The 21,407-nt window shown below is 69.3% G+C and carries 23 protein-coding genes and 1 tRNA gene; 15 read left to right on the forward strand and 9 right to left on the reverse strand.

All coding sequences use genetic code 11. From position 1 onward, the window contains the following. Window positions 1-2 precede the first annotated feature (2 nt). Window positions 3-242 (reverse strand): hypothetical protein, encoded by a 240-nt coding sequence (locus ABD120_RS32180; RefSeq protein ID WP_343953986.1) that lies wholly within the window; start codon window positions 240-242, stop codon window positions 3-5. A 119-nt stretch (window positions 243-361) separates the two neighbouring features. Further along, window positions 362-1,213 carry an SAM-dependent methyltransferase gene (locus ABD120_RS32185; RefSeq protein WP_343953988.1) on the reverse strand — a complete coding sequence of 284 codons (852 nt, stop codon included), beginning with the start codon at window positions 1,211-1,213 and terminating at the stop codon, window positions 362-364. Window positions 1,214-1,771: 558 nt separating this feature from the next. Between ABD120_RS32185 and ABD120_RS32190 the strand changes: the two genes are divergently transcribed. Next, a complete protein-coding gene (locus ABD120_RS32190; protein WP_343953989.1) occupies window positions 1,772-3,103 on the forward strand; it encodes a helix-turn-helix domain-containing protein in 1,332 nt (443 codons plus the stop codon). 4 nt (window positions 3,104-3,107) lie between these two features. Here ABD120_RS32190 and ABD120_RS32195 read toward each other — a convergent pair whose 3' ends face one another. Next, window positions 3,108-3,287, reverse strand: coding sequence for a hypothetical protein (locus ABD120_RS32195; protein WP_343953990.1), 180 nt, complete (start codon window positions 3,285-3,287; stop codon window positions 3,108-3,110). Between the two features lie 38 nt (window positions 3,288-3,325). Between ABD120_RS32195 and ABD120_RS32200 the strand changes: the two genes are divergently transcribed. Then, a complete protein-coding gene (locus ABD120_RS32200) occupies window positions 3,326-3,898 on the forward strand; it encodes a GNAT family N-acetyltransferase (RefSeq protein ID WP_343953991.1) in 573 nt (190 codons plus the stop codon). A gap of 31 nt (window positions 3,899-3,929) precedes the next feature. On the opposite strand, the gene ABD120_RS32205 is transcribed toward ABD120_RS32200, so the two are convergent. Continuing rightward, a complete protein-coding gene (locus tag ABD120_RS32205; RefSeq protein WP_343953992.1) occupies window positions 3,930-5,066 on the reverse strand; it encodes a methyltransferase domain-containing protein in 1,137 nt (378 codons plus the stop codon). A gap of 539 nt (window positions 5,067-5,605) precedes the next feature. On the opposite strand from ABD120_RS32205, the gene ABD120_RS32210 reads away from it, so the two are divergent. Together ABD120_RS32210 and ABD120_RS32215 are read left to right on the forward strand one after the other, a co-directional pair. Continuing rightward, entirely contained in the window at window positions 5,606-6,151 is a 546-nt protein-coding gene (locus ABD120_RS32210; protein WP_343953993.1) for an RNA polymerase sigma factor, read from the forward strand. Continuing rightward, window positions 6,148-7,050, forward strand: a complete 903-nt coding sequence (locus ABD120_RS32215) for a hypothetical protein (protein ID WP_343953994.1) — start codon at window positions 6,148-6,150, stop codon at window positions 7,048-7,050. Before ABD120_RS32210 ends, ABD120_RS32215 begins: the two co-directional genes overlap by 4 nt. Before the next feature lie 47 nt (window positions 7,051-7,097). Here the strand turns inward: ABD120_RS32215 and ABD120_RS32220 are convergent, their stop codons facing one another. Then, on the reverse strand, window positions 7,098-7,853 hold the full coding sequence (locus tag ABD120_RS32220) for an SDR family oxidoreductase (RefSeq protein ID WP_343953995.1): 756 nt from the start codon (window positions 7,851-7,853) through the stop codon (window positions 7,098-7,100). Window positions 7,854-8,278: 425 nt separating this feature from the next. Continuing rightward, the gene (locus ABD120_RS32225) at window positions 8,279-9,340 is read right to left on the reverse strand and encodes a methyltransferase domain-containing protein (protein ID WP_343953996.1); all 1,062 of its coding nucleotides are present in this window, start codon (window positions 9,338-9,340) and stop codon (window positions 8,279-8,281) included. 351 nt (window positions 9,341-9,691) lie between these two features. Here ABD120_RS32225 and ABD120_RS32230 point away from each other — a divergent pair, with 351 nt between their 5' ends. After that, window positions 9,692-11,014 (forward strand): MFS transporter, encoded by a 1,323-nt coding sequence (locus tag ABD120_RS32230; protein ID WP_343953997.1) that lies wholly within the window; start codon window positions 9,692-9,694, stop codon window positions 11,012-11,014. 413 nt (window positions 11,015-11,427) lie between these two features. On the opposite strand, the gene ABD120_RS32235 is transcribed toward ABD120_RS32230, so the two are convergent. Next, window positions 11,428-12,165: a class I SAM-dependent methyltransferase gene (locus tag ABD120_RS32235; RefSeq protein ID WP_343953998.1), complete on the reverse strand. Its 738-nt coding sequence runs from the start codon at window positions 12,163-12,165 to the stop codon at window positions 11,428-11,430. Between the two features lie 146 nt (window positions 12,166-12,311). Here ABD120_RS32235 and ABD120_RS32240 point away from each other — a divergent pair, with 146 nt between their 5' ends. The 3 genes from ABD120_RS32240 to ABD120_RS32250 all read left to right on the forward strand — a co-directional run bounded on the left by ABD120_RS32240 (window position 12,312) and on the right by ABD120_RS32250 (window position 14,508). Further along, the gene (locus tag ABD120_RS32240) at window positions 12,312-13,100 is read left to right on the forward strand and encodes an SDR family oxidoreductase (protein ID WP_343953999.1); all 789 of its coding nucleotides are present in this window, start codon (window positions 12,312-12,314) and stop codon (window positions 13,098-13,100) included. Between the two features lie 132 nt (window positions 13,101-13,232). Beyond that, window positions 13,233-13,769 carry an RNA polymerase sigma factor gene (locus tag ABD120_RS32245; RefSeq protein WP_343954000.1) on the forward strand — a complete coding sequence of 179 codons (537 nt, stop codon included), beginning with the start codon at window positions 13,233-13,235 and terminating at the stop codon, window positions 13,767-13,769. Continuing rightward, the gene (locus ABD120_RS32250) at window positions 13,759-14,508 is read left to right on the forward strand and encodes a hypothetical protein (RefSeq protein WP_343954002.1); all 750 of its coding nucleotides are present in this window, start codon (window positions 13,759-13,761) and stop codon (window positions 14,506-14,508) included. The genes ABD120_RS32245 and ABD120_RS32250 overlap by 11 nt, the downstream gene beginning before the upstream one ends. Here ABD120_RS32250 and ABD120_RS32255 read toward each other — a convergent pair. Further along, entirely contained in the window at window positions 14,497-15,513 is a 1,017-nt protein-coding gene (locus ABD120_RS32255; RefSeq protein WP_343954003.1) for an adenosine deaminase, read from the reverse strand. The genes ABD120_RS32250 and ABD120_RS32255 overlap by 12 nt on opposite strands. A 65-nt stretch (window positions 15,514-15,578) precedes the next feature. Between ABD120_RS32255 and ABD120_RS32260 the strand changes: the two genes are divergently transcribed. From ABD120_RS32260 to ABD120_RS32285, 6 genes are all read left to right on the forward strand, one after another. Then, the gene (locus ABD120_RS32260; protein ID WP_343954005.1) at window positions 15,579-16,091 is read left to right on the forward strand and encodes a SigE family RNA polymerase sigma factor; all 513 of its coding nucleotides are present in this window, start codon (window positions 15,579-15,581) and stop codon (window positions 16,089-16,091) included. Further along, a complete protein-coding gene (locus tag ABD120_RS32265; RefSeq protein ID WP_343954006.1) occupies window positions 16,088-17,020 on the forward strand; it encodes a PASTA domain-containing protein in 933 nt (310 codons plus the stop codon). Before ABD120_RS32260 ends, ABD120_RS32265 begins: the two co-directional genes overlap by 4 nt. A 352-nt stretch (window positions 17,021-17,372) precedes the next feature. Further along, window positions 17,373-17,591: a hypothetical protein gene (locus tag ABD120_RS32270; RefSeq protein WP_343954007.1), complete on the forward strand. Its 219-nt coding sequence runs from the start codon at window positions 17,373-17,375 to the stop codon at window positions 17,589-17,591. A gap of 41 nt (window positions 17,592-17,632) precedes the next feature. Beyond that, a complete protein-coding gene (locus tag ABD120_RS32275; protein ID WP_343954008.1) occupies window positions 17,633-18,151 on the forward strand; it encodes a hypothetical protein in 519 nt (172 codons plus the stop codon). A gap of 61 nt (window positions 18,152-18,212) precedes the next feature. Continuing rightward, window positions 18,213-18,707 carry a SigE family RNA polymerase sigma factor gene (locus tag ABD120_RS32280; RefSeq protein ID WP_343954009.1) on the forward strand — a complete coding sequence of 165 codons (495 nt, stop codon included), beginning with the start codon at window positions 18,213-18,215 and terminating at the stop codon, window positions 18,705-18,707. Beyond that, window positions 18,700-19,938, forward strand: coding sequence for a hypothetical protein (locus ABD120_RS32285; RefSeq protein ID WP_343954010.1), 1,239 nt, complete (start codon window positions 18,700-18,702; stop codon window positions 19,936-19,938). Before ABD120_RS32280 ends, ABD120_RS32285 begins: the two co-directional genes overlap by 8 nt. A gap of 4 nt (window positions 19,939-19,942) precedes the next feature. Here the strand turns inward: ABD120_RS32285 and ABD120_RS32290 are convergent, their stop codons facing one another. Then, window positions 19,943-21,145 carry a pyridoxal phosphate-dependent aminotransferase gene (locus ABD120_RS32290; RefSeq protein WP_343954011.1) on the reverse strand — a complete coding sequence of 401 codons (1,203 nt, stop codon included), beginning with the start codon at window positions 21,143-21,145 and terminating at the stop codon, window positions 19,943-19,945. A gap of 171 nt (window positions 21,146-21,316) precedes the next feature. Between ABD120_RS32290 and ABD120_RS32295 the strand changes: the two genes are divergently transcribed. Continuing rightward, window positions 21,317-21,389, forward strand: a tRNA-Trp gene (locus ABD120_RS32295). The last annotated feature ends 18 nt before the right edge of the window (window positions 21,390-21,407 follow it).

Raw genomic sequence — 21,407 nt, forward strand, 5'->3', positions numbered from 1 at the left:
ACTCATATTGCGGTTCCGTGCATGATCAGCTCCCACAGTTCGTCCGCCCCTCGTTGTGTGGTCTGGGGGCTCAGGTAGTGGAGGAGGCCGGTGTTGGCGACGATGGTACGGCGGATGCGGTACACGCCGCCGGAGGTGAGTTCTTCGTAGCTGACTGGTTGGCAGAGGCAGGTGTGGCGGAGCACCCGGGGCGTCTTTCCGAAACGGCGGCGCCACCAGTCGGCTTCGAACTCCCACGTCACGGTGACGGGTCTCGGACCGACGGGAGCGGGGCAGTGGGCCTCGCCGCACCTGGGTCTCCGCTGGGCGGGTTCCGGCAGTGGACGGTCCAGGGCGGGATCGGGTGCCGGGCCGGGGCCGCTCACCGGTCGTTCCCGGGTGGGAGGAGGGTGGCGACGCCGCCGACGAACGTGGTGGCTTCGTCGAGGAACAGGTGGTGGATGGAGTCGGACGGCAGTTCGTCCCAGCTCCACCGGCCGCTGACCAGGTCCCGGACCTTCCGCGCGGGCCGGAACCTCACCAGGATCCCCGCCTCCGCGCACTCGGCGGTGGCCGCCTGGATCGCCCGCTTCGGGAGGACGCCGGGGTCCACGTGGGTGAGGACGAGCTTGCTGTCCGGCGGCAGCGTGTCGGCCAGGGTGTTGAGCACGGTGGTCAGTTCGTCGTCGGTGAGGAACTCGGCGAGCCCGGTCATCACGACGGCGACGGGCTCGGCGAGGTCGATCCGTGCGCGGATGTAGGGGTGTTCGAGAATGCTGCCGAGGTCGTGGCGTACGTCGGCCCGCATCACTTCGACGGCGGGGCCGCCCGCGAGCAGGGCCCGTGCGTGGGCGGCGACCACCAGGTCATGGTCCACATACAGGACGTGGGCGTCCGGGTTCGCCTTGAGAGCCGTCTCGTGGACGGTCTCCCCGAGGGGGTATCCGCACTTGAGGTCCACGACCAGGCCGCAGCCGGACCTAGCCGCCGCCTCCACGGCCTCCAGGGCGAAGTAGCGGCAGGCTTGCGCGGCGTAGGCCAGGCCGGGCAGCCGGAACTTCAGGCTCTCGGCGAGATCCCGGTCGGGCGTGCGGTGGTCCTTGCCGAGCAGCAGGTAGTTGTACAGGCGGGAGGCGTTGGGCCTTGTCGGGTCCAGCGCCGCATCAAGGGCGATGACCGTCTCGGCCGTGGACACGCTCTGGTGGGGAGGTCGGACTGTGGATAGTTTGGTCATGGGTCAGGACCTCGATTCCTGATCAAGGGCTCGCCGCACGCCGCTACCAAACTGTGTGCGGCGAGCCCGACTTGTGTGCCAGGCCCGGGTATCCGGGCCGTTCTGTTGGTGGTCGCCACGGCCGCGCGGCTGGTGACGCCTGCGCGCGGCCGTGGCGACCGTGTCCGGGCCCACCGCTCCAAGAGGGCAGGGCTGGCACAGCCCGGACGCCCGCGCAGCCGTCGTGTCGCGGAGGACTCGGCTGTGCGGGTGGTCAGGCGCAGTTCCGCTCGCCGTCTCGGCTCAGGCGGCTGCGCCTCACCTGGAGGGAGGTCTTGGGGCCTTCGGATCCGAAGGCGGTACGGAGATCATCGATGTGACCTGGGCGCGGCCCGGGCGGCAAAGCGTCATCGAGCCTCGCATTCGGGTTGGATCAATGCAGATGCGTGTTCTTCCGATTACGTGCAGTCGCAAGTCGGTAATGCCATCATGAGGTCTTGAGGAAAGGCACTGTAGGCGGTCGGTACGGTCATCTGCATTGACCAAACGACCACGGTGAACCAATACAGGAGTTCGAATATGAATACGGGCTCTCCTGATGTGGACCCGGTCCAAAACGCCTGGCATCGCCTGGGTTCAGAGATGCGGCGCATCCGGGAGATGCGCCAACTCAGCCGCCCAGCGGTCTATGCACAAACCGGCGACGACCCCTCTAATCTGGCCAAATGGGAGGCCGCAACGCGGCACATTCCCTCGGACGCCATGCGCCGCATCGACGATCTCTACGGTGCGAACGGTCTACTCATCGCATTGAGGGACATGGCCGCTGAAATTGACCGGGCTGCGCGCGTTAGCCCCAAAGCGGACACGGGGCATGCTATGGATATGGAGTATGTCCGACGCCAAATCCTCGCAAGCCTCGCTGCGCTCGGTACCACAGCTGTACTCCCTCCGCTCGGCACCCTGCGCCATCTGATGGGACCGGACCGCGTCCAAGACTGGGAAGAAGTCGTCTGGGAACGCTCCCTCGCCCTCCACACCCAGCCGATACCCGACCTGGTACAGGACCTCGCACAAGACATCATCGACTTTCAGCAGAACCTCTCCCGACTGGGCGCAAGCTCCCTCGCTGCCCCGTGGCAGCGCGTCAACGCACAATTGCTCTGCCTCATGGCGAGGGCTCTTGGGTCCGCTGGCCATCGTCGCGAGTCCCGCGGCTGGTGGGCCAAGGCCCGCGAAGCCGCTGAGAGGAGCGGCGACGGGCAGCTCCTGGCCTTCTTCCTGGCCCAGCAAACCGTCCAGGGCCTCTATGAACATCGGCCGGTCCAAGTGCTGCTGAACCACACGGACGAAGCACTCGCCGCAGCACAGGGAGCGCCCTGCGCCGGTGTCGTCAAGGCGCTCTCCATGCAGGCGCAGATTCGTGCGATGCAGGGTAACGTGCAGGGTTCCCTGATCGCTCTGCGAGAGCAAGCCCGTGAGTTCAAGCGACTACCGGACAGCGTCAGCGGTGACCACGACTCCGCATGGGGCTTTCCTGAGGAGCGGATGATGCACACCCGCTCCTTCGCCACCATCCACGGCACTGGCATGCCGGATGACGACGAAGCCCGGCAAGCGGCACTGGCGACCTACCCCGTGGGCAACATCCGAGGCCGAACCCAGATGCGACTTCACCAGGCAGTGCAACAGGTACGGAACGGTGACATCGTGGCCGGGCTCGACCTTGCGCGCGCCGCCGTCGCCGAACTGCCTGAGCATGATCGTACGATCTTCGTCCGCTTCGACGCCGAGGCCGTCCTGACTGCCGCGCCCAGGACGTTGCAGTCGAAGAGGGAGCAAACCGCCGCGATGGAGTACCAGCAAGTGCTGGCACTTCCATCTGGCAGCGTCTCGGATGCACAAGCATGACCTCTTACCGGATCCGCCCCGGCGAGGCCGCCGGGGCGGCTGTCCTCGGCGAGACGTAGGCGTGCAGATCATGGTCGAGGTTGGAGGGCAGATCGGCTCCCTTCGAGTACTCAACGAACTTCGGCCAGTACGACAGCTCGGCTGCGAAGGCATCGCGGCAGAGTTCCATCAGCCCCTCGACCATGCGACCCTCGCGCTCACACGATCTGAGGAGGAGCCGACGTGATCGACGAGGTGACCTTCCAACGGGTGAACGCCGTCGGCGCACGTACCCACCGCGGTCTGGTGGCCGATATCCATCGCGACGCCTACGCCGAGCGCATCACCACTGGGGAGGAGTTCGCCGCTGATCGGGCGTTCATGGATCGGTTCGACGCCTACACCGCCAGGCAGGGCTTTGACCTGGTATTCGGTCACCTGCCCGGCAAAGGAGGCGTTTCCGCTGTCGGACAGGCATGGGGGTGGGCTCTGGATGCTCGAAGTAGATGGTGGTCGGGACTGGAGTCCGAGCCCGAGCCGGGTTTCACCATCGAGTCCGGCACTCGCACCTTCGCCCTCTCGGAGATCATGGTGCGGCGGGCCTTCACCGGGCGCGGCTTCGCCCGCGCCCTGCACGACGAACTTCTGCGAACCCGCACGGAGGAACGAGCTACCCTGCTTGTCCGGCCGGACAACACCAGAGCCTACGCCGCCTACACCCGGTGGGGATGGCGTCAGATGGGCCGTCTTCGGCCGGGCTGGCCTGCCGCGCCGCTGATGGACGTGCTCATCCTGGACAGATGGCCGACGCGTTGACGCCGGTACATCAAACGGCGGCGGACCGCCATCATGGTGGACTGATCACCCGTTCGGGTGAGTCCAGCCAGATCTCCTGTCGATCTGCGGTGACGGTCATGCCGAACCGGTCGCGGCCGGGCTCGCCCCAGCCAACCCACTGGAAGTAGGCGGCCACGGCTTCGTCCCACACCGGCCGGTCGCCGACCTGGACGACCGGGTACTCGTCGGTGCCCGGTGTCCACACCGCCCTGGCCCGCTGACCCGGGTCGTCCGGATCGAGGGCCCACACGATCACGTGGTCCGGCCTCGGCTGGGTGTCGAAGTGCAATCCGGTGGCGGACGCCATGGCCAACAGGGCGCCCTGCGGCGCCTCGGCGATCATCCGGGGGTCCACGCGGGTGGTCCGGCTGTGCAGCGGTGCGTTGTCCGGTTTGGGTGGGTAGACGGTCCGGTGGCCGCGCATCAGCATGTACGAGGTGCGCGCCGGGAACCGGCCGTGCGCGCTGCCGTCCGGCATGACAACCAGGCGCACCACCTGGTCGTCGCCCTGCCCGGTGGAGTACGGCGCCACGATGACCGCGCCGGGCCGTGCCTGCTGGATCCAGGCGTAGGGGATGGACCGTACCGCGCAGGTGACGTGCACCCGGTCGTACGGCGCCCCGTCCGGCCACCCGTCCGCACCGTCTGCGACGACGAGCCGCACGGGCGCGTCCGCGAGGTTCTTGGCCGCCTGCTCAGCTACGTGCGGGTCCACCTCGATCGAGATGACGCCGCCGCCCGCGCCGACGAGGTGGGACAGCAGCGCGGCCGTCCACCCCGTGCCTGTGCCGATCTCCAGCACGCGGTGTCCCGCCTCAGGGTCGAGCAGGTCCAGCAGGGTGGTGACCGTGCTGGGAGCGCTGTTGGACGAGCTGAAGGTACCCTTCCCGTCGCGCAGGGAGGCGGCGCCGTCGGCCACCTGGGTGACGATGAAGTCGTTGGAGGCGACCGCCTCCAGCCACTCGTCGGGGTGGGTGTCCCTATCGATCAGGATCCGCTCACCACCCGTGCCCGAGATGAGGCCCTGCGGTGGGACGAAGGACTGCCGGGGAACCGCGCGGAACGCCTGCTCGATCTTTGGCGGGACCGGCCGCCCTCGGCGCTCGGTGATTGCGGCGAGCATGCGGCCGGTGGGGTCGGTGGTCACTTCTTGTCGCCGTGCTTACCCACGGTGGCCTCCTCGTTTCGCTCTGCCCGGTCAGACCATACGGCCGCATGTCTGGCGGAGGAAGGGCCTTCTCTGATAACCGCAGGGACACAACCCTGGTCGCGTCCGATCGATCCCGCCTGGCATGTACTCATTTGCCGGAAACCAGAGGTACGCCGTGGTCCCAAGAAAGGTGACGAGGGTTCCGGCGAGGTGGAGGCTGGCGAGGCTGCGGAAGGTGATTTCTCGCCCAGTCCACGTCACACCGAGCAGTGCCACGACCCAGCGATGTTGAGGAGCATTCCTCGCCTCTGTGGGGCGCCAGGATTGCCCTCCGTGCCACGCCAAGGCTCGGGGAGGGGCCGGGAGGCCCTGCTTGGGGGTTTGAGGCGCAAGCTCCAAGAGCCACTCTGGACAGGAGAGCGGCGAGGCCACACGAGATTCTCCGGTTCCGGGCGAAATGATCCGGGCGCATCCACCCATGAAGAGAGCGTTCGTACCAATACCGGAAGCGAAGGACGTCACGATGGGAACCGCCTGTGTCAGATGACACTCACAGGTTCGAAGCGGTCTACCGGGCGACCTACGACCAGATCACCGCCTACGCCGGACGTCGCTGCGACTCGCCGCAGGACGCGGCCGACGTGGTCGCCGAGACCTTCGTCATCGTCTGGCGCAAGATCGACGAACTGCCCCCGGGCGCGCAAGCGAGGCTCTGGGTCTACGGAGTGGCCCGCAACGTGCTGGCCGACCACCGCCGCAGCGCGCTGCGGCGCCAGGCGCGGCACCGGGACCTCGACGCGGAGATGGCCGACCTCTACGGCGATCTCGCCGACCACAGCGTCGAGAGGAACGCGATCGCCCAGGCGTTCGCGACGCTTCCCGAGGACGACCGCGAGCTGCTCGCGCTGCTCGCGTGGGAGGGCCTGGACCGCAGGGAGATCGCCACGATGCTGGGGCTCTCCCGCAACGCCGTCCGTATCCGGCTCCACCGCGCGCGCAGACGCCTGTCCCGGGCGCTCGAAGCAGCCGACGTTCGATTCACGCCGACCGACGCGGTCGTTTCCACGGGGAGATCACTATGAGAGACAGCGACGAGATCAACGAACTCCTGAGGCCGTTGGCCCGGATCAGCCCAGACGAACCAGGCGGGCGTGTTGGCGGCGCCCGCGCGCAGGCGCTGTTCGCCGACATCATCGCCCAGGAGCGGAACACGACGACGGAGGCGGTGCTCCTACGACGCCCGCGCAGGCGTGGCCTAGGGCGTCGCGCGCTGCTCGGGCTCGCCGCCTCCGCTGTCCTCGCTCTCGGCGTCGTCCTCGGGCCGAGCCTGCTCGGCGGCGTCGCGACCTCCTACGCCAACTCCGCAGTGGAGATCCACGAGGAGGCCGACACCTACGTCGCCCGGATCAAGAACCCCTACGCGGACGAGCGGAAGTTCTCCGAGGCGTTCCGTTCCCTCGGCCTCAACGTCGAGCTCAGGGTGATCCCGGTCTCACCCAGCGCGGTCGGCGAGATCGTGAGCCTGGGTGGCGGCATCACCCCGGTCAACGTGCCCATCGGGGCCCGCAAGGAGCCGGCGGACTGCGATCTGACCGGCAGCGGCTGCTTCATGGTGGTGACCGTCCCGGCGGCGATCAAGGGCACGCCCGATGCGGTGCACTTTGAGCTGGGCAGGCCAGCCAAGCCGGGGGAATCCTACGAGAACAACCACCAGCCGGCCACCCGTCCCGGAGAGCCGCTGGCCGGCGTCAAGGTGAGCGGCCGGACCGTCGACGATGTGCTGGGCGAGGTCGGCAAGCGCGGCCTGAGCGCGGAGTTCCGTCGCGTCGTGGTCCATGAGGGCGGGTACACGGTCGAACCGCTGGCCGCAGATCAGGTGGGCGGCGACTGGATCGTCTTCAAGGTCATACCTGCGCGTGAGGGCGTGGTCGGCCTGGAGGTCACCGCCGAGCGTCAGACGGGCCTCGAGTACGCGAACTGAGCACCGGAGCCCCGCCAGTCTCAAGGAGGTGCCGGTGTGGCGGCGCGCTACTTGCCTGCGGGGTTTCGGTCGTGCCAGTCCCGGTAGCGGATCCGGCCGAGGGTGGCGTCGTCGCGCGGCACCAGCGACCGCTCCAGCAGCTCGGCTCCGAAGTAGTGCGCGTGCGGGTCGGTGACCACCTCTCGCGGATCACCCCAGGAGGCCAGCGCGTCGCGGAAGAACTCGTCCATCCTGAACTGTTCGGGCCCGGCAACCTCGACTCGGCCGTTCAACGGCGTCCCCACCGCGACTCTGCCGATCGCCTGCGCGACGTCATCTCCCGCGATGGGCTGGAAGAGCACGGGCGCCATCCGCACCGTGTCGTTTTCCGTGGCGTCGTTGGCGATTCTCCGGACGAACTCGAAGAACTGGGTCGCGTGCACGAGCGAGAACGGGATCGACGACTGCTCGATCAGCCGCTCCTGAGCGATCTTCGCCCGGAAGTAGGCGTTCCCGGGCGGACGCTCCGTTCCCACCACCGACAGCGCGACATGGTGGCCGACGCCGGACGCCGCCTCCGCGGCGAGCTGGTTGCGGGTGGAGGTCTCGAAGAACTCCCGTACGGCGGACTCCTCGAAGGAGGGGGAGTTCGACACGTCGATCACCACCTGCGCGCCCTCCAGCGCCTCGGCCAGCCCTTTGCCGGTGAGAGTGTCCACACCGGTGCTCGGCGCCGCTGCCGCCGCCTCGTGGCCGTGCTCACTCAGCTTGGCCACGAGTTTCGACCCGATGAGCCCGGTCCCGCCCACCACCACGATCTTCATACGGACCTTCCTGTCGCCGGGCGCCCTTCGCCAACCGGTCGCCTGCTAGGAAGGGACAGTTCCGACCTGCGACAGCCCCCAGCAGGATCTCCGTGGCCTCGCCTCCAGCGTTCCTCGTCCTGTCTCCGCTATCACAATCCGGGCGGCAAACTTTCAGCAACCGTCGCCGACGTCCCTCCCTGCGGGACGTTCAGGTCCGCCGACGAACAGCTCCAGCTGAAGGAGGTGCTGGTTGCCTGCCCGCACCAGGACACCCTGCACGGTCATGTCAAGGCGTTCGCAGAGATGATGACCGGCCGTCACGGCGACCGCACTGTTCGTGACGGCACCACACAAAGATCGCCAGACCCATCAACCGCTGCAAGTCGACAACATGACGACGGTGCCGTCACGCGGGCACGGTCTGTCACGTGGGGATCGAGCTGTCACGCGGGATCGAGTTCGAAGATCACTTCGCCTACCGCGAGGTCGATGAAGTGCCGCCTCCGTACCGACCAGCCGCCCTCACCGAAGACCGACTCCCAGTCGGGAACGGTCGGGAGGAACTTCCCCATCAGGTCGTGGGCGAGTTCGAACCCGAGAGTGAACGTGCGGAACTTCCGATCGTGTGTCACAGCAGAGCGAGTGGCGTCGCCGAGCAGAAAGCGCCGGGCGTTGGGAAACAGCGCGCGGATTCTCCGGAGTTGGCCGATGCAGTCATCGCGGGGCCAGAAGTCGTGCCCCATCATGAAACACGTGATCAGTTCGACATCGTCGAACGTCTCGCGGCTTTGCATGGTCCGCACATCCGCCTCAAGAAACGAGACGCGGGCGGCGAGGTCGGCCGTGTCCGCATCGTCCGCGGCGTCCTTGATAGCGGCGGCGGCTATATCGATGCCGATACCGTGAGTCTCGGGAAACCGGCGCAGCAACCGCAGGATGCGTTCACCGCTGCCGCATCCCAGATCCACGATGCGACGAGGCTTGAACTCCAGATTCTCGACCGCCTGCCAGAACCATGGGTCGTAGGTGAGCGCGCTGATCTCCCGGCAGGCTCGCGCGATCGCGGATGAATCCCGCCGGCAGAATTCGCCGTGCCGATTCTTCTCCATCATCACTTCCGGTATCTCCCGGAAGAGCTGGGCGCTGCCGCGCATCAGCCAGTGAAAAAAGGCGCGTGTCCGGTACGCTTCGGCGAAATACGCGGCGGGCACGGCCTTCGTGCCGTCGCGGTGCACGATGCCGACCGCGGCCAGGGCACGTAGCAGCCCGACCGTCGACCGCGGGTCGAGTTGCCGCCGGGCCGCGAAATCCGGTGCGTCGATCTCCCCTCGGTCATGCAGTTCGTCCAGCATGCCGAGATCCCAGGCGGCGCTGAGGGCGGATGCGGCAACCGCCGAGTTGTAGATGTACGCCACTGCCTCTTCAGCGCTGCCCACAGTGTCACTCATCCTCGCGGTTCCTAGCGGCTCGGAGATATGAATATGCATGCTTTCCGTCAGGCGCATTTCACCTGTGGATACCCGCGTAATCTTCCCGGGGATCGTCCTGTTTCATCCTCCGGATCCTGACCTTGATCTCCTTCTGGCCGAGGCCTTTTGCCCCGCCGGAAGTCCGGACCCGTACATGAATGACTGATGGCTCGTTGTTCAGCCAATCCAGGAACTACCCGGTGACCACCGGACCGGGTGGGTGCCCGACCGGAGTCAGGCGTCCGCGCCGGCCCGGCCCGGACGCTCTTTACGGTCCCCGCAGGTGGGTCGCCCGGGCGACCAGGGCACTTACCTGTCGTGAGTGAAGCATCACGACGAAGACGAACAAGGCAGGACCGCGCCGTACTGGCAGCGGTCTGCGCGGGCATGTTCATGACCCAACTGGACTCGACCATCATCAACGTGGCCCTCGGCGCGGTGAAAACCGACTTCCTATCCCCTACTGCCACGGTCACCTGGGTCGTCGATTCCTACCTGGTCACGTTCGCGTCGTGCCTCCTGGGCTTCGGAGTCATCGGAGACCGCCTCGGACGCAGGCGGATGTACTTGGCCGGCCTGGCGCTCTTCGCCGTGACGTCCGCGGGCTGCGCGATGGCCCCGGACGTTGGCTGGCTCATCGGACTGCGGGCCGTGCAGGGCGTCGCCGCGGCGGCGGTGCTGGTCAACTCACTCGCCGTGCTCCTCGACTGGTTCTCCGCCGAGGATCGTCCCCGGGCGATCGGCTGGTGGGGAGCGGTGGCCGGTATCTCCCTTGCGATCGGGCCTCCTCTGGGCGGCCTGATCGTGGACGGCCTCGGCTGGCGCTGGGTGTTCTGGATGAACTTCCCGGTGGCGCTGGCGGGCATCGCGATCAGCCGTCGCGTGGTACGTGAATCGTACGGATCGCCGCGCCGCATGGACTGGCCCGGCCAGTTGCTGGCCCTCGCCGCGCTGGCCACGCTCACGCTGGGCGTGGCCAGCGGCGCGAGCAGCGGCTGGACCGCCCCGTCGGCTCTCGGGTGCCTGTCCGCCGCCGCCGTACTGGCCGTGGCGTTCGTCATCGCGGAGTCCCGGTCCGCCGATCCTCTGGTGCCCCTGCGGCTGTTCGGGTCCCGGCCGTTCGTCTGCGCCAACCTGGCCGCGGCGATGGTCAGCTTCGGCACCATGGGCCTGCTGTTCCTGATCAGCATGTATGTCCTGCAGGTGGACCACGGGTCGGCGACCGCCGCGGGCATGCGGATCGTCCCATTGTTCGCCGCCCACGGGCTGGCCAGTTCCTCGGCCGGACGCCTCTGCGCTCGCTGGGGCGGCCCGGTGGTGGCGATCACCGGCGCCGCTGTAGCCGCGATCGCCACCTGGTGGCTGGCCTGGTCCGCCGGGGACACCGCCGTCATGGTCCTCGCGTTGACGATCTGCGGCATCGGCGTGGGCGCGGGCATGTCCGCGCTCGTGGCCTGCGTCGCTGCAGCCGCCCCAGGGGAACCGGCGGGTCTGACCTCGGGATTGAACAACACCGCGCGGCAGATCGGAAACAGCGTCAGCGTGGCCCTGCTGGGTGGACTGGTCGCGGCGGCCGCCACACCGCAGCAGGGGGTGCAGCTGGCGCTGTGGGTGAACGGCGCGGCGTACTTCCTGGCGGCGGTGCTGGCGGCGGCCCTGGCCGTCCGCAGGAACACGGGGCGTCCGGAAAGGGACGAAGCGCACTGCTGAGCGGCTACGAAGCGCAGACGTTTCTGCGGGTGGCCAGACGCCGCGCCCATGGCACGGCACCGACTCCCCGGCCGGTTCTTTCCAGGTACGGCGCTTTCTCGCTCCTGTGGGGCGTCAGGATTGCCCTCCGTGCCACGGTCGAGGCTCGGGGTGCAGGGGCCGGGAGGCCCTGCTCGGGGTTTGGGGCGAAAGCCCCGATGTGGGGAGCCCGAGCGCGACAGAGCGAGGACCTCGCAGTTGAAGGGGGGTCCGGGGGGATCTTCCCCGCCCCCCAGGTGGGCGCTGCCTGGAGCCCCTCGCGCGAAGCGCGCCCTTGCGGAAGACCACGCCTTTGAGGCTCGTAGGCTGCCCGGAGCGCTTCGCGCGAAGCGCGCCCTTACGGAGGACCTTGCCTTTGAGGCTCCGTAGGCCCTTTAGGTTCGGGGGACGCGGGCTACGCAGAAGACCGTTTGGCCGAATGGGGGGCGGATGAAGCGTTCGATCAGGCGCGTGGCCGGGACGACCGTGCGGTCGTAGATCTTGACCAGGCGGGGGTCCGGGTAGCCGACTCCGCCTCTGCGGACGGCGGCCCACCAGGCGATGCCGCCCAGGAAGTTGATCGGCTTGATGACGTCGATGTCGAGGCCGGCCTTGGCGACCGTACGGGTGAGAGTCTTCGGGGTGTAGCGCTGGACGTGGCCGACCTTGCGGTCGAAGTCCCCGTAAAGCTGCATGTAGCCCGGCACCCAGATCACGATGCGGCCGCCCGGCTTGGTGACCTTGGCCAGGGAGCGCAGGGCCTCGGAGTCGGCCTCGATGTGCTCCAGGACGTTCATCAGGACGACGGTGTCGACCTGGCCCTCCATCGGCACGGCGTCCGGGAGGGCGAAGTGCAGGACGTCGATGTCGGCGCGGCCGTCGAAGCGCTTGCGCAGCTGCTCGACGCAGTAGGGGTCGAAGTCGCTCACCACGAGCCGGTCAAGGCGAGGCAAGAACTGCTCGGCGAAGTGGCCCAGGCCGGAGCCGATCTCCAGCATCGAGCGTCCAACGTGCGGTGCGACCATGTCGAACTCGTACTGCCGGTAGTTCTTGGCCTCGTCCCCACCCAGGTGGTTTTCCAGGGCCTCGTCGCCGGCCGCCGGTTGAACTACACGGTCATACCCAGAAGACATAAGTCCCGTTCTCTCAAGCGGGTTTGGATTTGGTCGAGTCTAGTGCCGACCAAGCAATGGAACTCACCGAACATACACGCCCTGTCACACCCCACGGGCGGGATCCGTCATAGCTGCAGAAAGATCCCGAAGATTGGAGAACCGCCATGAACACCCCGATCCTGCTCACCGGCGGCACGGGAACGCTCGGCCGACGCGTGGTCCCGCTCCTGCTGGAGGCGGGCTGTGACGTGCGCGTTCTCACAAGGGGCGGGTACGATCCCAGGCCCGGTGTCGAGTACGTCACCGGAGACATCTCGACCGGCGACGGGCTGGACGAGGCGGTGAAGGGCGTCGGGACCATCGTGCACTGCGCGGGCAGCGCCAAGGGCGACGATGTCAAGGCCAGGAACCTGATTCAGGCGGCGACCCGTGAGGGTTCACCCCACCTGGTGTACATCTCGGTGGTGGGTGCCGACCGGGTTCCGGTCGTGAGCGGCGTCGACCGAGCGATGTTCGGATATTTCGCGGCAAAGCGGGAGGCAGAGCGGCTGGTGGCCGGGTCGGGGCTGCCCTGGACGACGCTGCGCGCCACCCAGTTCCACGAGTGGTGCCTGACGGTGCTCGGGCAACTGGCGAAGACGCCGGTGGTGCTGCCGACCTGGGCGAAGGTACGGTTCCAGCCGGTCGACTCGGGCGAGGTCGCGGCCCGATTGGCCGAACTGGCACTCGGCGCCCCGGCCGGTCTGGTGCCCGATCTGGGCGGCCCGAAGGTTCACAAGATGGAGGACTTGGCTCGCGACTACCTGGACGCGGCGGGCAAGAACCGCCGGATCGTCCCCATGCGGACTCCGGGACGGGCGGCCGCAGCCTTCCGCGAGGGCGCCAACCTCGCCCCCGAGCACGCTGTGGGCAAGGGCACCTGGGAGGACTTCCTCGCGGCCACCTTCCGGTAGGGACCCAAGGGGCAACGGACCCAAGGGACTGAGGACCCAAGGGGCCGAGGATCCAAGGGGCCGAGTGGCCAGGGGCCCAAGGGCCGAGGGGGCTTCCGCAGGGCGCTCGGATGCGGTGGAATCGGGTCGTTCATGGACGACGACGAGGCGATAGCCCGCTCCCTGACCGGCGACCTGTCGGCATACGAGACCCTGGTCGCCCGCTACAGCGCGCTCGCGCACCGCACCGCCGCCCTCCTGGGCGCAGGCGACGAAGCCGAGGACGTCGTCCAGGAGGCGTTCGTCAAAGCCTTCCGTCACCTGGCCTCCTTCCGCCGCGACGCGCCGTTCAGACCGTGGCTGCTGCGGATCGTGGCCAACGAGACGCACAACCTGACCCGCTCACGCGGCCGCCGAGCCGACCTCACCGTACGGCTGAGCGCCACCGCCGAGGCCGCCGCACCGGACGACCCGGAAGGCGCGGCGCTGGCCACCGACCGCCGTACCCGCCTGCTGGAGGCCGTCAGGTCGTTACCGGAGCGGGAACGTCAAGCCGTCGTCTGCCGGTACTTCTTGCAGTTGTCGGAAGCGGAAACCGCCCAGGTGCTGGACTGGCCGCTGGGCAGTGTGAAGTCCCGCACCCATCGGGGACTGGCGAGGTTGAGAGAGGAGGTGGGCCGTGACCTCTGAGAAGGACGAGGGTCTGGAGGCCGATCTTCTCGCGCTGGGCGCGGCCCTGGACGTCCCGTCGCCGCCACCGGCCGACGTGGCCGCCGCCGTACACGCCCGCCTGCGAGCCGGTGGGGGCCAGGGTCCTGCCGCCGCCGTACGCGCCCGCCTGGAAACCGCGCAGGCCCCGCCCAGAAGGACCCGGAGGCGCTGGGTGCTGGTGGCGGCCATCGCGGCCGTGCTGATCGCGATCACCGCGGCGACCCCGCAGGGCAGGGCGGCGATCTCCCGCGTCCTTGAGTACGCCGGGATCGAACTGCAGCTCACCGACCTGCCCACTGCGACCCCCACCCCCACGGAACTGCCGACCGCGAAGACCGGGGCGACCTTCCCGCACCGCACCCCGGCCGTGCTCGGCACCCCCGACCGGACACTCACCTCCGACAACGGGAGGGTGCTGTCGATGTTCTGGGGCGATGTGACCGACGGGGTGCGGCTCGACCAGTTCGACGGCGGCCTCAGCCCGGTCTTCTTCAAGCAGTTGCGCCACCAGCCGCAGCCCGTCCGCCTCGCCACCGGCGAAGCCTGGTGGATCGCCGACCCGCACCCCGTCGGCCACATCGCCCGCGAGGACGGCACCAGGACCCCGCTCCGCCTCGCCACCCGCACCCTGATCTGGCAGGCGAACGGCATCGGCCACCGCCTGGAAGGCGCGAAGAACCGTGAGGACGCCGTCAGGATCGCCGAATCACTCCGTTGACAGCCACTCGTCCACACCCTTCAGCAGTTCGGCGCGCACCGACTCGGGTGCGGCGGAGGCCCGGATCGACTGCCTGGCCAGCTCGGCGATCTCGGCGTCGCTGAAGCCGTACACCGCGCGGGCCAGTTCGTACTGCGGCAGCAGCCGCGAACCGAACAGCAGCGGGTCGTCGGCCCCGAGCGCGATCGGCACCCCCGCGTCGAACAACCGGCGCAGCGGCACGTCGGCCGCCTGCTCGGCGACGCCGAGCCCGACGTTGGACGTCGGGCACACCTCGCAGGCGATCTGCCGGTCGGCCAGCCGCTCCATGAGCCGGGGCGACTCGGCCGCGCGCACGCCGTGGCCGACCCGGTCGGCGTCGAGGTCGTACACACACTGCTCGACGCTGCGCGGCCCGAGGAGTTCGCCCCCGTGGGGCACCGACAGCAGCCCGCCCCGCTTGGCGATGCGGAAGGCCCGCTCGAAGTCGCGGGCGGACCCGCGCCGCTCGTCGTTGGACAGTCCGAAGCCCACCACTCCCCGGTCGGCGTACTGTACGGCGAGCCGGGCCAGCGTGTTCGCGTCGAGTGGATGCCGGGTGCGGTTGGCGCCGACGACCAGCGCCATGCCGATGCCGGCGTGTGAGGCGGCCCGCGCGGCGGCGTCGAGCATGAGCTCCAGCGTCGCGGTCAGCCCGCCGAAGCGCTGCTGGAAGCCGGACGGGTCCACCTGGATCTCCAGCCAGCGCGAACCGTCGGCCGCCTCGTCCTCGGCGGCCTCGCGCAGCAGCCGGTAGACGTGCTCGGGCCGGGTCAGCACCGAGCGCGCGATGTCGTACAGGCGCTGGAAACGGAACCAGCCGCGCTCGTCGGTGGCCCGCAGCCGGGGCGGCCAGTGCTCCTCCAGCGCGTCGGGCAGGTGCAGGCCCTGCGACCTGGCCAGGTCGATGAGCGTCGGATGCCGCATCGAGCCGGTGAAGTGCAGGTGCAGGTGAGCCTTGGGGAGAGTGTGAAGCGGGCGGGACATCTGCCTAGTCTCCCACTCAACCTTCCTGTGGGGCCGTGCGTTCTGAAAGGCGACAAGGAGCGCTCATGACTGATGAAGACGAGACGGCGTTCGACGAGTTCATCGCCGCCAGCAGCACCTCCCTGCTGCGTACGGCGACGCTGGTCTGCGGCGCCACCGCGCACGACGCGGAGGATCTGGTGCAGACCGCGCTGGAGAAGGTGTATCGGCACTGGTCGCGGATCCGAGGCGACAGCCCCGAGGCGTACGCGCGCAAGATCGTGGTGAACACGGCCATCAGCAGGGCCCGCCGCAGGCGGATCGTGCAGGAGATCACCTTCGCCCGGCCGCCCGAGCACGTGGCGGCGACGCCGGATCTCGACCTGCGCGACACGCTCATCACCGAACTGCGCAGGCTGCCGCCCAGGATGCGCGCCGTGCTGGTGCTCAGGTACTGGGAGGACCAGTCGGAGGCCGCGACGGCCGCCCTGCTCGGGTGCTCGCTCGGCACGGTCAAGAGCCAGGCCGCGCGGGGGTTGGCCCGGCTGCGTGAGCACCTTTCCGCGCAACACCCCATCCACGAAGGGAGCACCCGATGAAGATCGAGGACGTCCTGTCGGAGGCGATGCGCAGGCACGTCGCCGACGTGCAGTCGCCGCCCGCGCTGGGCACGTCGGTCCGGCGCCGGAGCCGCTCGCACCGGCTCCGCGTCCGTACGGCCGGAGCCGCCCTGCTGACCGTCGCCGTGGCGGGCGGTATCCCGCTCTACCAGGCCGTCACGACACCGCCCACCGCGAATCCGACCGCCGCCGGCCCGGCGCGGGCGGTGGTGATCGACAAGATCAAGATCCCCGACGTCGTGTCGATGAAGCTGCACGAGGCCGAGCAGAAGCTGAAGGACGCCGGGCTCGCCGCCGAGGTGACCTCGACGGAGAGCGGCATACTCGTCGTCAAGGGCCAGAACCCGGCCGCAGGCACCCTGGCGGACCTGGGGGCGAAGGTCCAGCTTGAGGTCAAGGGAGAGAATCCGAACCTCCTGAACATCACCGAGCAGCGCCCCCGGACCTTCGCCGGGATCAAGCTCGACCACCTGCCCGAGGACCTGGTGTGGACCGGGATCTCGCAACGCCAGGACGACATCAAGATCGATGAGAAGGCGGGTGTGCTGTCCTTCCTCAGCTACCGCCAGCAGACGCAGGAAGAGGGCTATTACGCGCTCCGGGTGGACGTCTGGGAAGGAGCCATCGCAGAAGACGTCGAGCGCAAGCTGGCCAAGGCCGAGACCGCGGAGACCGCCGACGGCAGGAAGCTCTACCTCGCCGCCGTCAGCGAAGGCGGCGACCTCGGCGCGGTGGGAAGCGACATCGGCCCCGAAGGCGGCGCGAACAAGGTCGGAGTCAAGCTCAAGGACGGCCTGTTCGTCGAGCTGACCACCAGCCCCGACTACTCCGACCACATCGGCGGGCCCGAGAAGCTCACCGCCGAGCTGCGTAAGTTCGCCGAGGGGGTCAAGCTCGCCGAGCAGTAGCCGAACACCCGGGCAGGAGGCGTCGACGGCGTACGCGCACCGGGGTCGCGACGCTCGCACTCGCGTCATCGGCACTCGCCGTCATCCTCCTGTTCGCCTCCGGGTTCGGGCGGGGCGGGTACCCGCCCCGCCCGAACCCGATCGGCCGCGAAGGCCGCGCCTGCCGCCGCGACCGGCCCGCCCACTCTCGCGGTCGACACCGACAATTTCCGGCTCACCGGCCTCCCGCCAGAGCCCGAACGGGTCAGACAGCCGAACTCCAGGGAGGTCTCCGGGCAGCCCCGGTAGCTCCCATCAGGGGAGGGGCGGCCGAGCGAGGTTCGCGGAGGGTGACCGTACGGTCGAAGTGCGTGTGGAGCACGATACTGTCGCTGCTGACTGGGAGACCCACCGCAAACGCCTCATCCCGCACGGCACTCGCGACCTCACCGTGCGCGACCGGTCCGCGACGATCGGCGCCCACTCCGACGGCGGCCGGGCGCGCGTCCGGCTCGAACGGCCGGACACCGGAGCCTGGATCGAGGTCGGCGACCGCGCCTCGCCGACCTGTCGGCGATCGCGGTGTCGGTGAGAGCTCCCGGAGGCGGCTAGGGACCTTCCGGAAGGGCGGCGATGCGGGCAACTGAGCTGTGGGGAGCCGGTCTGCTCGTCCTCGCCCTCGCGGGCTGTACCGCGAAGCCCGACCCCGTGATCATCCGCCCGCCCGTCACACCCGTACCCGTCCCGGCCGTCGCCTTCGACTGCGGCCAGACCGAGGTACGCTTCCGCCCTCCGCCCACCGACCTGGTGGCCGGCGCGGGCTTCGACCGGGTGCGCTCGTTCACCAGGCAGGTCGAGGTCGAGGGGGTCGAGTTCACCGGCGCGGCGGGCGAAATCAAGATCGGCGTCGTGTGCGGTGTCAAGACGGCGGAGCACTTCGTCACCCTGGTTCTGCGGGCCCGGCTGACCGCCTACGACGGCAGGCCCGCCCTGCGCTGGCGCACCGAACCCGGCCAGCGCCACTTCATGTGGCTGGCCCGGCCGGGCACGGCCGTCTACATCTCGGCCGCGTCCGGACTCTCCGACCTGATCGCCCCGCTCGCCCAGGGCGTGAGCGTCGGCCGGGCAACACCCCCGCCGCCCCAACCGTAGGAAGCCGGTCGGGCAACCCTTCCGCCGCCTCAGCCGTAGGAAGGGGCATGGAGAACCCCGAGTGACGGCGTTCGCGGACTTCGTCGCGGCCCGCGCCACCAGCCTGCTCCGGCTGGCGCACCTGACGTGCGGCGCACCCGACGAAGCCGAGGACGTCCTGCAGAGCGCGCTCGAACGCGCCTACCGCCATTGGGGCCGACTGCGGCCGGACGCCGACCCCGAACCCTACGTCCGGCGCATCATCGTCAACCTGGCGATCAGCCGGGCCCGCAGACGGCGGATCCTGCGCATCGACCCGGTCCGCGACGTACCGGAGCGGCCGGTCCAAACGCCCACGTCGGGCGTGGAGGTGCGGCAGGTGCTGAGCGCGGCGCTGCGCGGGCTGCCGCCGCGCCAGCGGGCGGTGCTCGTCCTGCGGTTCTGGGAGGACCTCACCGAGGCGCAGACCGCCGAGATCCTCGGGGTCTCGCTGGGGACGGTCAAGAGCCAGGCCGCCAAGGGCCTGGCCAAGCTGCGAGGCGTGGTCGAGCTGGAAGGAGTGCGCAGCGATGCTTGAGCAGGAGCTGAGGCAGGCGATGGCAGAGGACGCGCAGGACCTGCGGCCCGCCTCCGACCTGGTCGACCAGGTGGTACGGCGCTCCCGGCGCCGGACGAGGCGGCGGCGCGGCGTCCTGGCCGCCGCACTGGCGTTGGCAGTGGGGACGGCGGGCACCGGCTGGCTGATCACGGACCGGAAGGACCCGGACCAGGTCGCCACCGCGCGCCACGTCACCTCCGCCGCACCGGTCGCGGTCGGCGGCGTCACGGTCGGCTACCTGCCGGAAGGACTGGGCGCCCCGCGCACGGAGCCGGCGGCGTACAAGGGACTGCAGGGCAGCGCGCTCGTCTGGCCCACCCTGCGGATCACCGTCTACCAGGGGCTCTACGACGTGAAGGCGGGTACGGCCACCGTACGCGGCCGTCCGGTGGCGCAGAACGCCGACCGGACCGAACTGCTGTGGCAGGAGAACGGCGACACCGTCGTCCAGATCCGCGTCGCCCCCGCCTTGAAGGGGGAACTGCGGCGGATCGCGGACGAACTGAGCACGAAACCGCAGGGCGGAGAGCGGTTCACGGAACTGCGTCTCACCCATTTCCCGCCGGACGCGCACGTCTTCCGGAAGGTGATCTTCGCAGGCCCCCAGCTCAGCAGGTCATGGGTCGGCGCGGACCACAGGTCTATCCAGATCAGCACGGTGCGGTCGGAGCACATGCCGCGCGACTGGGTGGCCGGGGTGAAGTTCGGTGCGCCGTTCCAGGTGAACGGCACCACCGTCCGCCCCGGCCCACGCGGCCACTCCCTGTACTGGGAGCAGCCGAAGGGCACGCATTACCGGCTGGCGGCCACTTCTCACTATAAGAAGGACCTGCGCCGCATCATCGAGGGGATCAGGCCCGTCGAGGACACCGACCCGCGTGCCTTCGGCAGCCTCGACGTCGGCTACCTTCCCGCGAACCTGCGGTCCTTCGGCGACGTTCCCACCTGGGCGTCCGACGGCCGCTGGATCAGCCTGCAACTCGTCGAAGGGGCGGTCGCGAAGGACCTTGCCGCCCTCAAGGCGGGCTCCGAGCGGCTCCAGGGGGGCCGAAGCCGGACGGTTGGCGGTCGCCCGGCCTGGCTCGGCCACGACATGTCGAACGAGGTGCTGCTGTGGATGGACCGGCCCGGGTACGGCGTGCGCCTGTACACGCGCGGACTGCCGCAGGCCGAGATCCAGCGCATCGCCGAGGGCGTGACGGTCAGGTGAGCGCCTAGCGGGCCTGCCCGAGCAGGTCGGCGATCCGCTCGACGCCCTCGGCCAGGGCCTCGTCGCCGAGGGCGTAGGACAGGCGGAAGTAGCCCGGCGTGCCGAACGCCTCGCCGGGCACCACCGCCACCTCGGCCTCCTCCAGCACCAGCTCCGCCAGTTCCGCCGACGAGGCGGGCCGCCTGCCCCTGATCTCCTTGCCGAGCAGTTCCTTGACCGACGGGTAGGCGTAGAAGGCGCCCTTCGGCTCCGGGCACACCACGCCCGGGATCTCGTTCAGCATCCGCGTCATCGTCAGGCGGCGGCGGTCGAACGCCTCACGCATCCGCGCCACCTCCTCAAGACCGCCGCCGACCGCCGCCAGCGCGGCCACCTGCGCCACGTTGGAGACGTTGGACGTGGCGTGCGACTGCAGGTTGGTCGCGGCCTTCACGACGTCGGCGGGGCCGATCAGCCAGCCCACGCGCCAGCCCGTCATCGCGTACGTCTTGGCGACGCCGTTGAGGATCACGACCTGGTCGGCGGGGACGTGGTGGGCGATGCTGGCGAACTCGGCGCCGCCGTACACCAGGTGTTCGTAGATCTCGTCGGTCACCACCCACAGTCCGTGCTCGCTCGCCCACGCACCGATGGCGGCCACCTCGGCGGGGGTGTGGACGGCGCCGGTCGGGTTGGACGGCGAGACGAACAGCAGGACCTTGGAACGCGCGGTCCGCGCCGCCTCCAACTGCTCGACCGTGGGCAGGTAGCCGGTGGTCTCGTCGGTGACGACGTTCACCTGCACGCCGCCCGCGAGCTTGATCGCCTCGGGGTAGGTCGTCCAGTACGGCGCGACCACGATGACCTCGTCGCCCGGGTCGAGCAGGGTCGCGAACGCCTGGTAGACGGCCTGCTTGCCGCCGTTGGTGACCAGGACCTGCCCGGCGCTCACCCGATAGCCGGAGTCGCGCAGCGTCTTGTCCGCGATGGCCTGCTTGAGCTCGGGCAGACCGCCCGCGGGGGTGTACTTGTGGTTCCTCGGCTGCCGGGCGGCCTCGACGGCGGCCTCGACGATGGCGGCGGGCGTGGGGAAGTCGGGTTCCCCGGCGCCGAATCCGATGACCGGGCGGCCTTCGGCCTTCATGGCCTTGGCTTTGGCGTCGACGGCCAGCGTGGCAGACTCGGAGATCGCGGAGATTCGTGCGGAGACACGAGGGCGGGTGGACATGCCCACCATGCTGCCACGCCGCCGCGCCACGCCGGTTGACCTGCGGCGTTGCGTGGTGGTTCGACGTTGCCTGCATTCTTCCCGTACACTTTCGCCTGGTCCTGCCGCTGCATGTCGAGCCGCGGTTCGGTCCATGCAGCGAGCTGACTGGGATACTCTTGTTGGCGACATAGGGCACTAGCGCAATTGGTAGCGCACCGGTCTCCAAAACCGGCGGTTGGGGGTTCGAGTCCCTCGTGCCCTGCGAGTGCGGTCCGCGCAA

This window comes from Nonomuraea longicatena, assembly GCF_039525605.1.
Classification (GTDB): Bacteria; Actinomycetota; Actinomycetes; order Streptosporangiales; family Streptosporangiaceae; genus Nonomuraea; species Nonomuraea longicatena.

What these genes read in the sequence shown, in the direction of transcription:
- ABD120_RS32185 (WP_343953988.1), bottom strand. Translation starts at nt 1,213, where the DNA reads ATGACCAAACTATCCACAGTCCGACCTCCCCACCAGAGCGTGTCCACG.
- ABD120_RS32275 (WP_343954008.1), top strand. Translation starts at nt 17,633, where the DNA reads ATGCGGGCAACTGAGCTGTGGGGAGCCGGTCTGCTCGTCCTCGCCCTC.
- ABD120_RS32215 (WP_343953994.1), top strand. Translation starts at nt 6,148, where the DNA reads ATGAGAGACAGCGACGAGATCAACGAACTCCTGAGGCCGTTGGCCCGG.
- ABD120_RS32235 (WP_343953998.1), bottom strand. Translation starts at nt 12,165, where the DNA reads ATGTCTTCTGGGTATGACCGTGTAGTTCAACCGGCGGCCGGCGACGAG.
- ABD120_RS32230 (WP_343953997.1), top strand. Translation starts at nt 9,692, where the DNA reads ATGTTCATGACCCAACTGGACTCGACCATCATCAACGTGGCCCTCGGC.
- ABD120_RS32225 (WP_343953996.1), bottom strand. Translation starts at nt 9,340, where the DNA reads ATGCGCCTGACGGAAAGCATGCATATTCATATCTCCGAGCCGCTAGGA.
- ABD120_RS32220 (WP_343953995.1), bottom strand. Translation starts at nt 7,853, where the DNA reads ATGAAGATCGTGGTGGTGGGCGGGACCGGGCTCATCGGGTCGAAACTC.
- ABD120_RS32290 (WP_343954011.1), bottom strand. Translation starts at nt 21,145, where the DNA reads ATGTCCACCCGCCCTCGTGTCTCCGCACGAATCTCCGCGATCTCCGAG.
- ABD120_RS32245 (WP_343954000.1), top strand. Translation starts at nt 13,233, where the DNA reads ATGGACGACGACGAGGCGATAGCCCGCTCCCTGACCGGCGACCTGTCG.
- ABD120_RS32285 (WP_343954010.1), top strand. Translation starts at nt 18,700, where the DNA reads ATGCTTGAGCAGGAGCTGAGGCAGGCGATGGCAGAGGACGCGCAGGAC.
- ABD120_RS32255 (WP_343954003.1), bottom strand. Translation starts at nt 15,513, where the DNA reads ATGTCCCGCCCGCTTCACACTCTCCCCAAGGCTCACCTGCACCTGCAC.
- ABD120_RS32190 (WP_343953989.1), top strand. Translation starts at nt 1,772, where the DNA reads ATGAATACGGGCTCTCCTGATGTGGACCCGGTCCAAAACGCCTGGCAT.
- ABD120_RS32240 (WP_343953999.1), top strand. Translation starts at nt 12,312, where the DNA reads ATGAACACCCCGATCCTGCTCACCGGCGGCACGGGAACGCTCGGCCGA.
- ABD120_RS32260 (WP_343954005.1), top strand. Translation starts at nt 15,579, where the DNA reads ATGACTGATGAAGACGAGACGGCGTTCGACGAGTTCATCGCCGCCAGC.
- ABD120_RS32265 (WP_343954006.1), top strand. Translation starts at nt 16,088, where the DNA reads ATGAAGATCGAGGACGTCCTGTCGGAGGCGATGCGCAGGCACGTCGCC.
- ABD120_RS32195 (WP_343953990.1), bottom strand. Translation starts at nt 3,287, where the DNA reads ATGGTCGAGGGGCTGATGGAACTCTGCCGCGATGCCTTCGCAGCCGAG.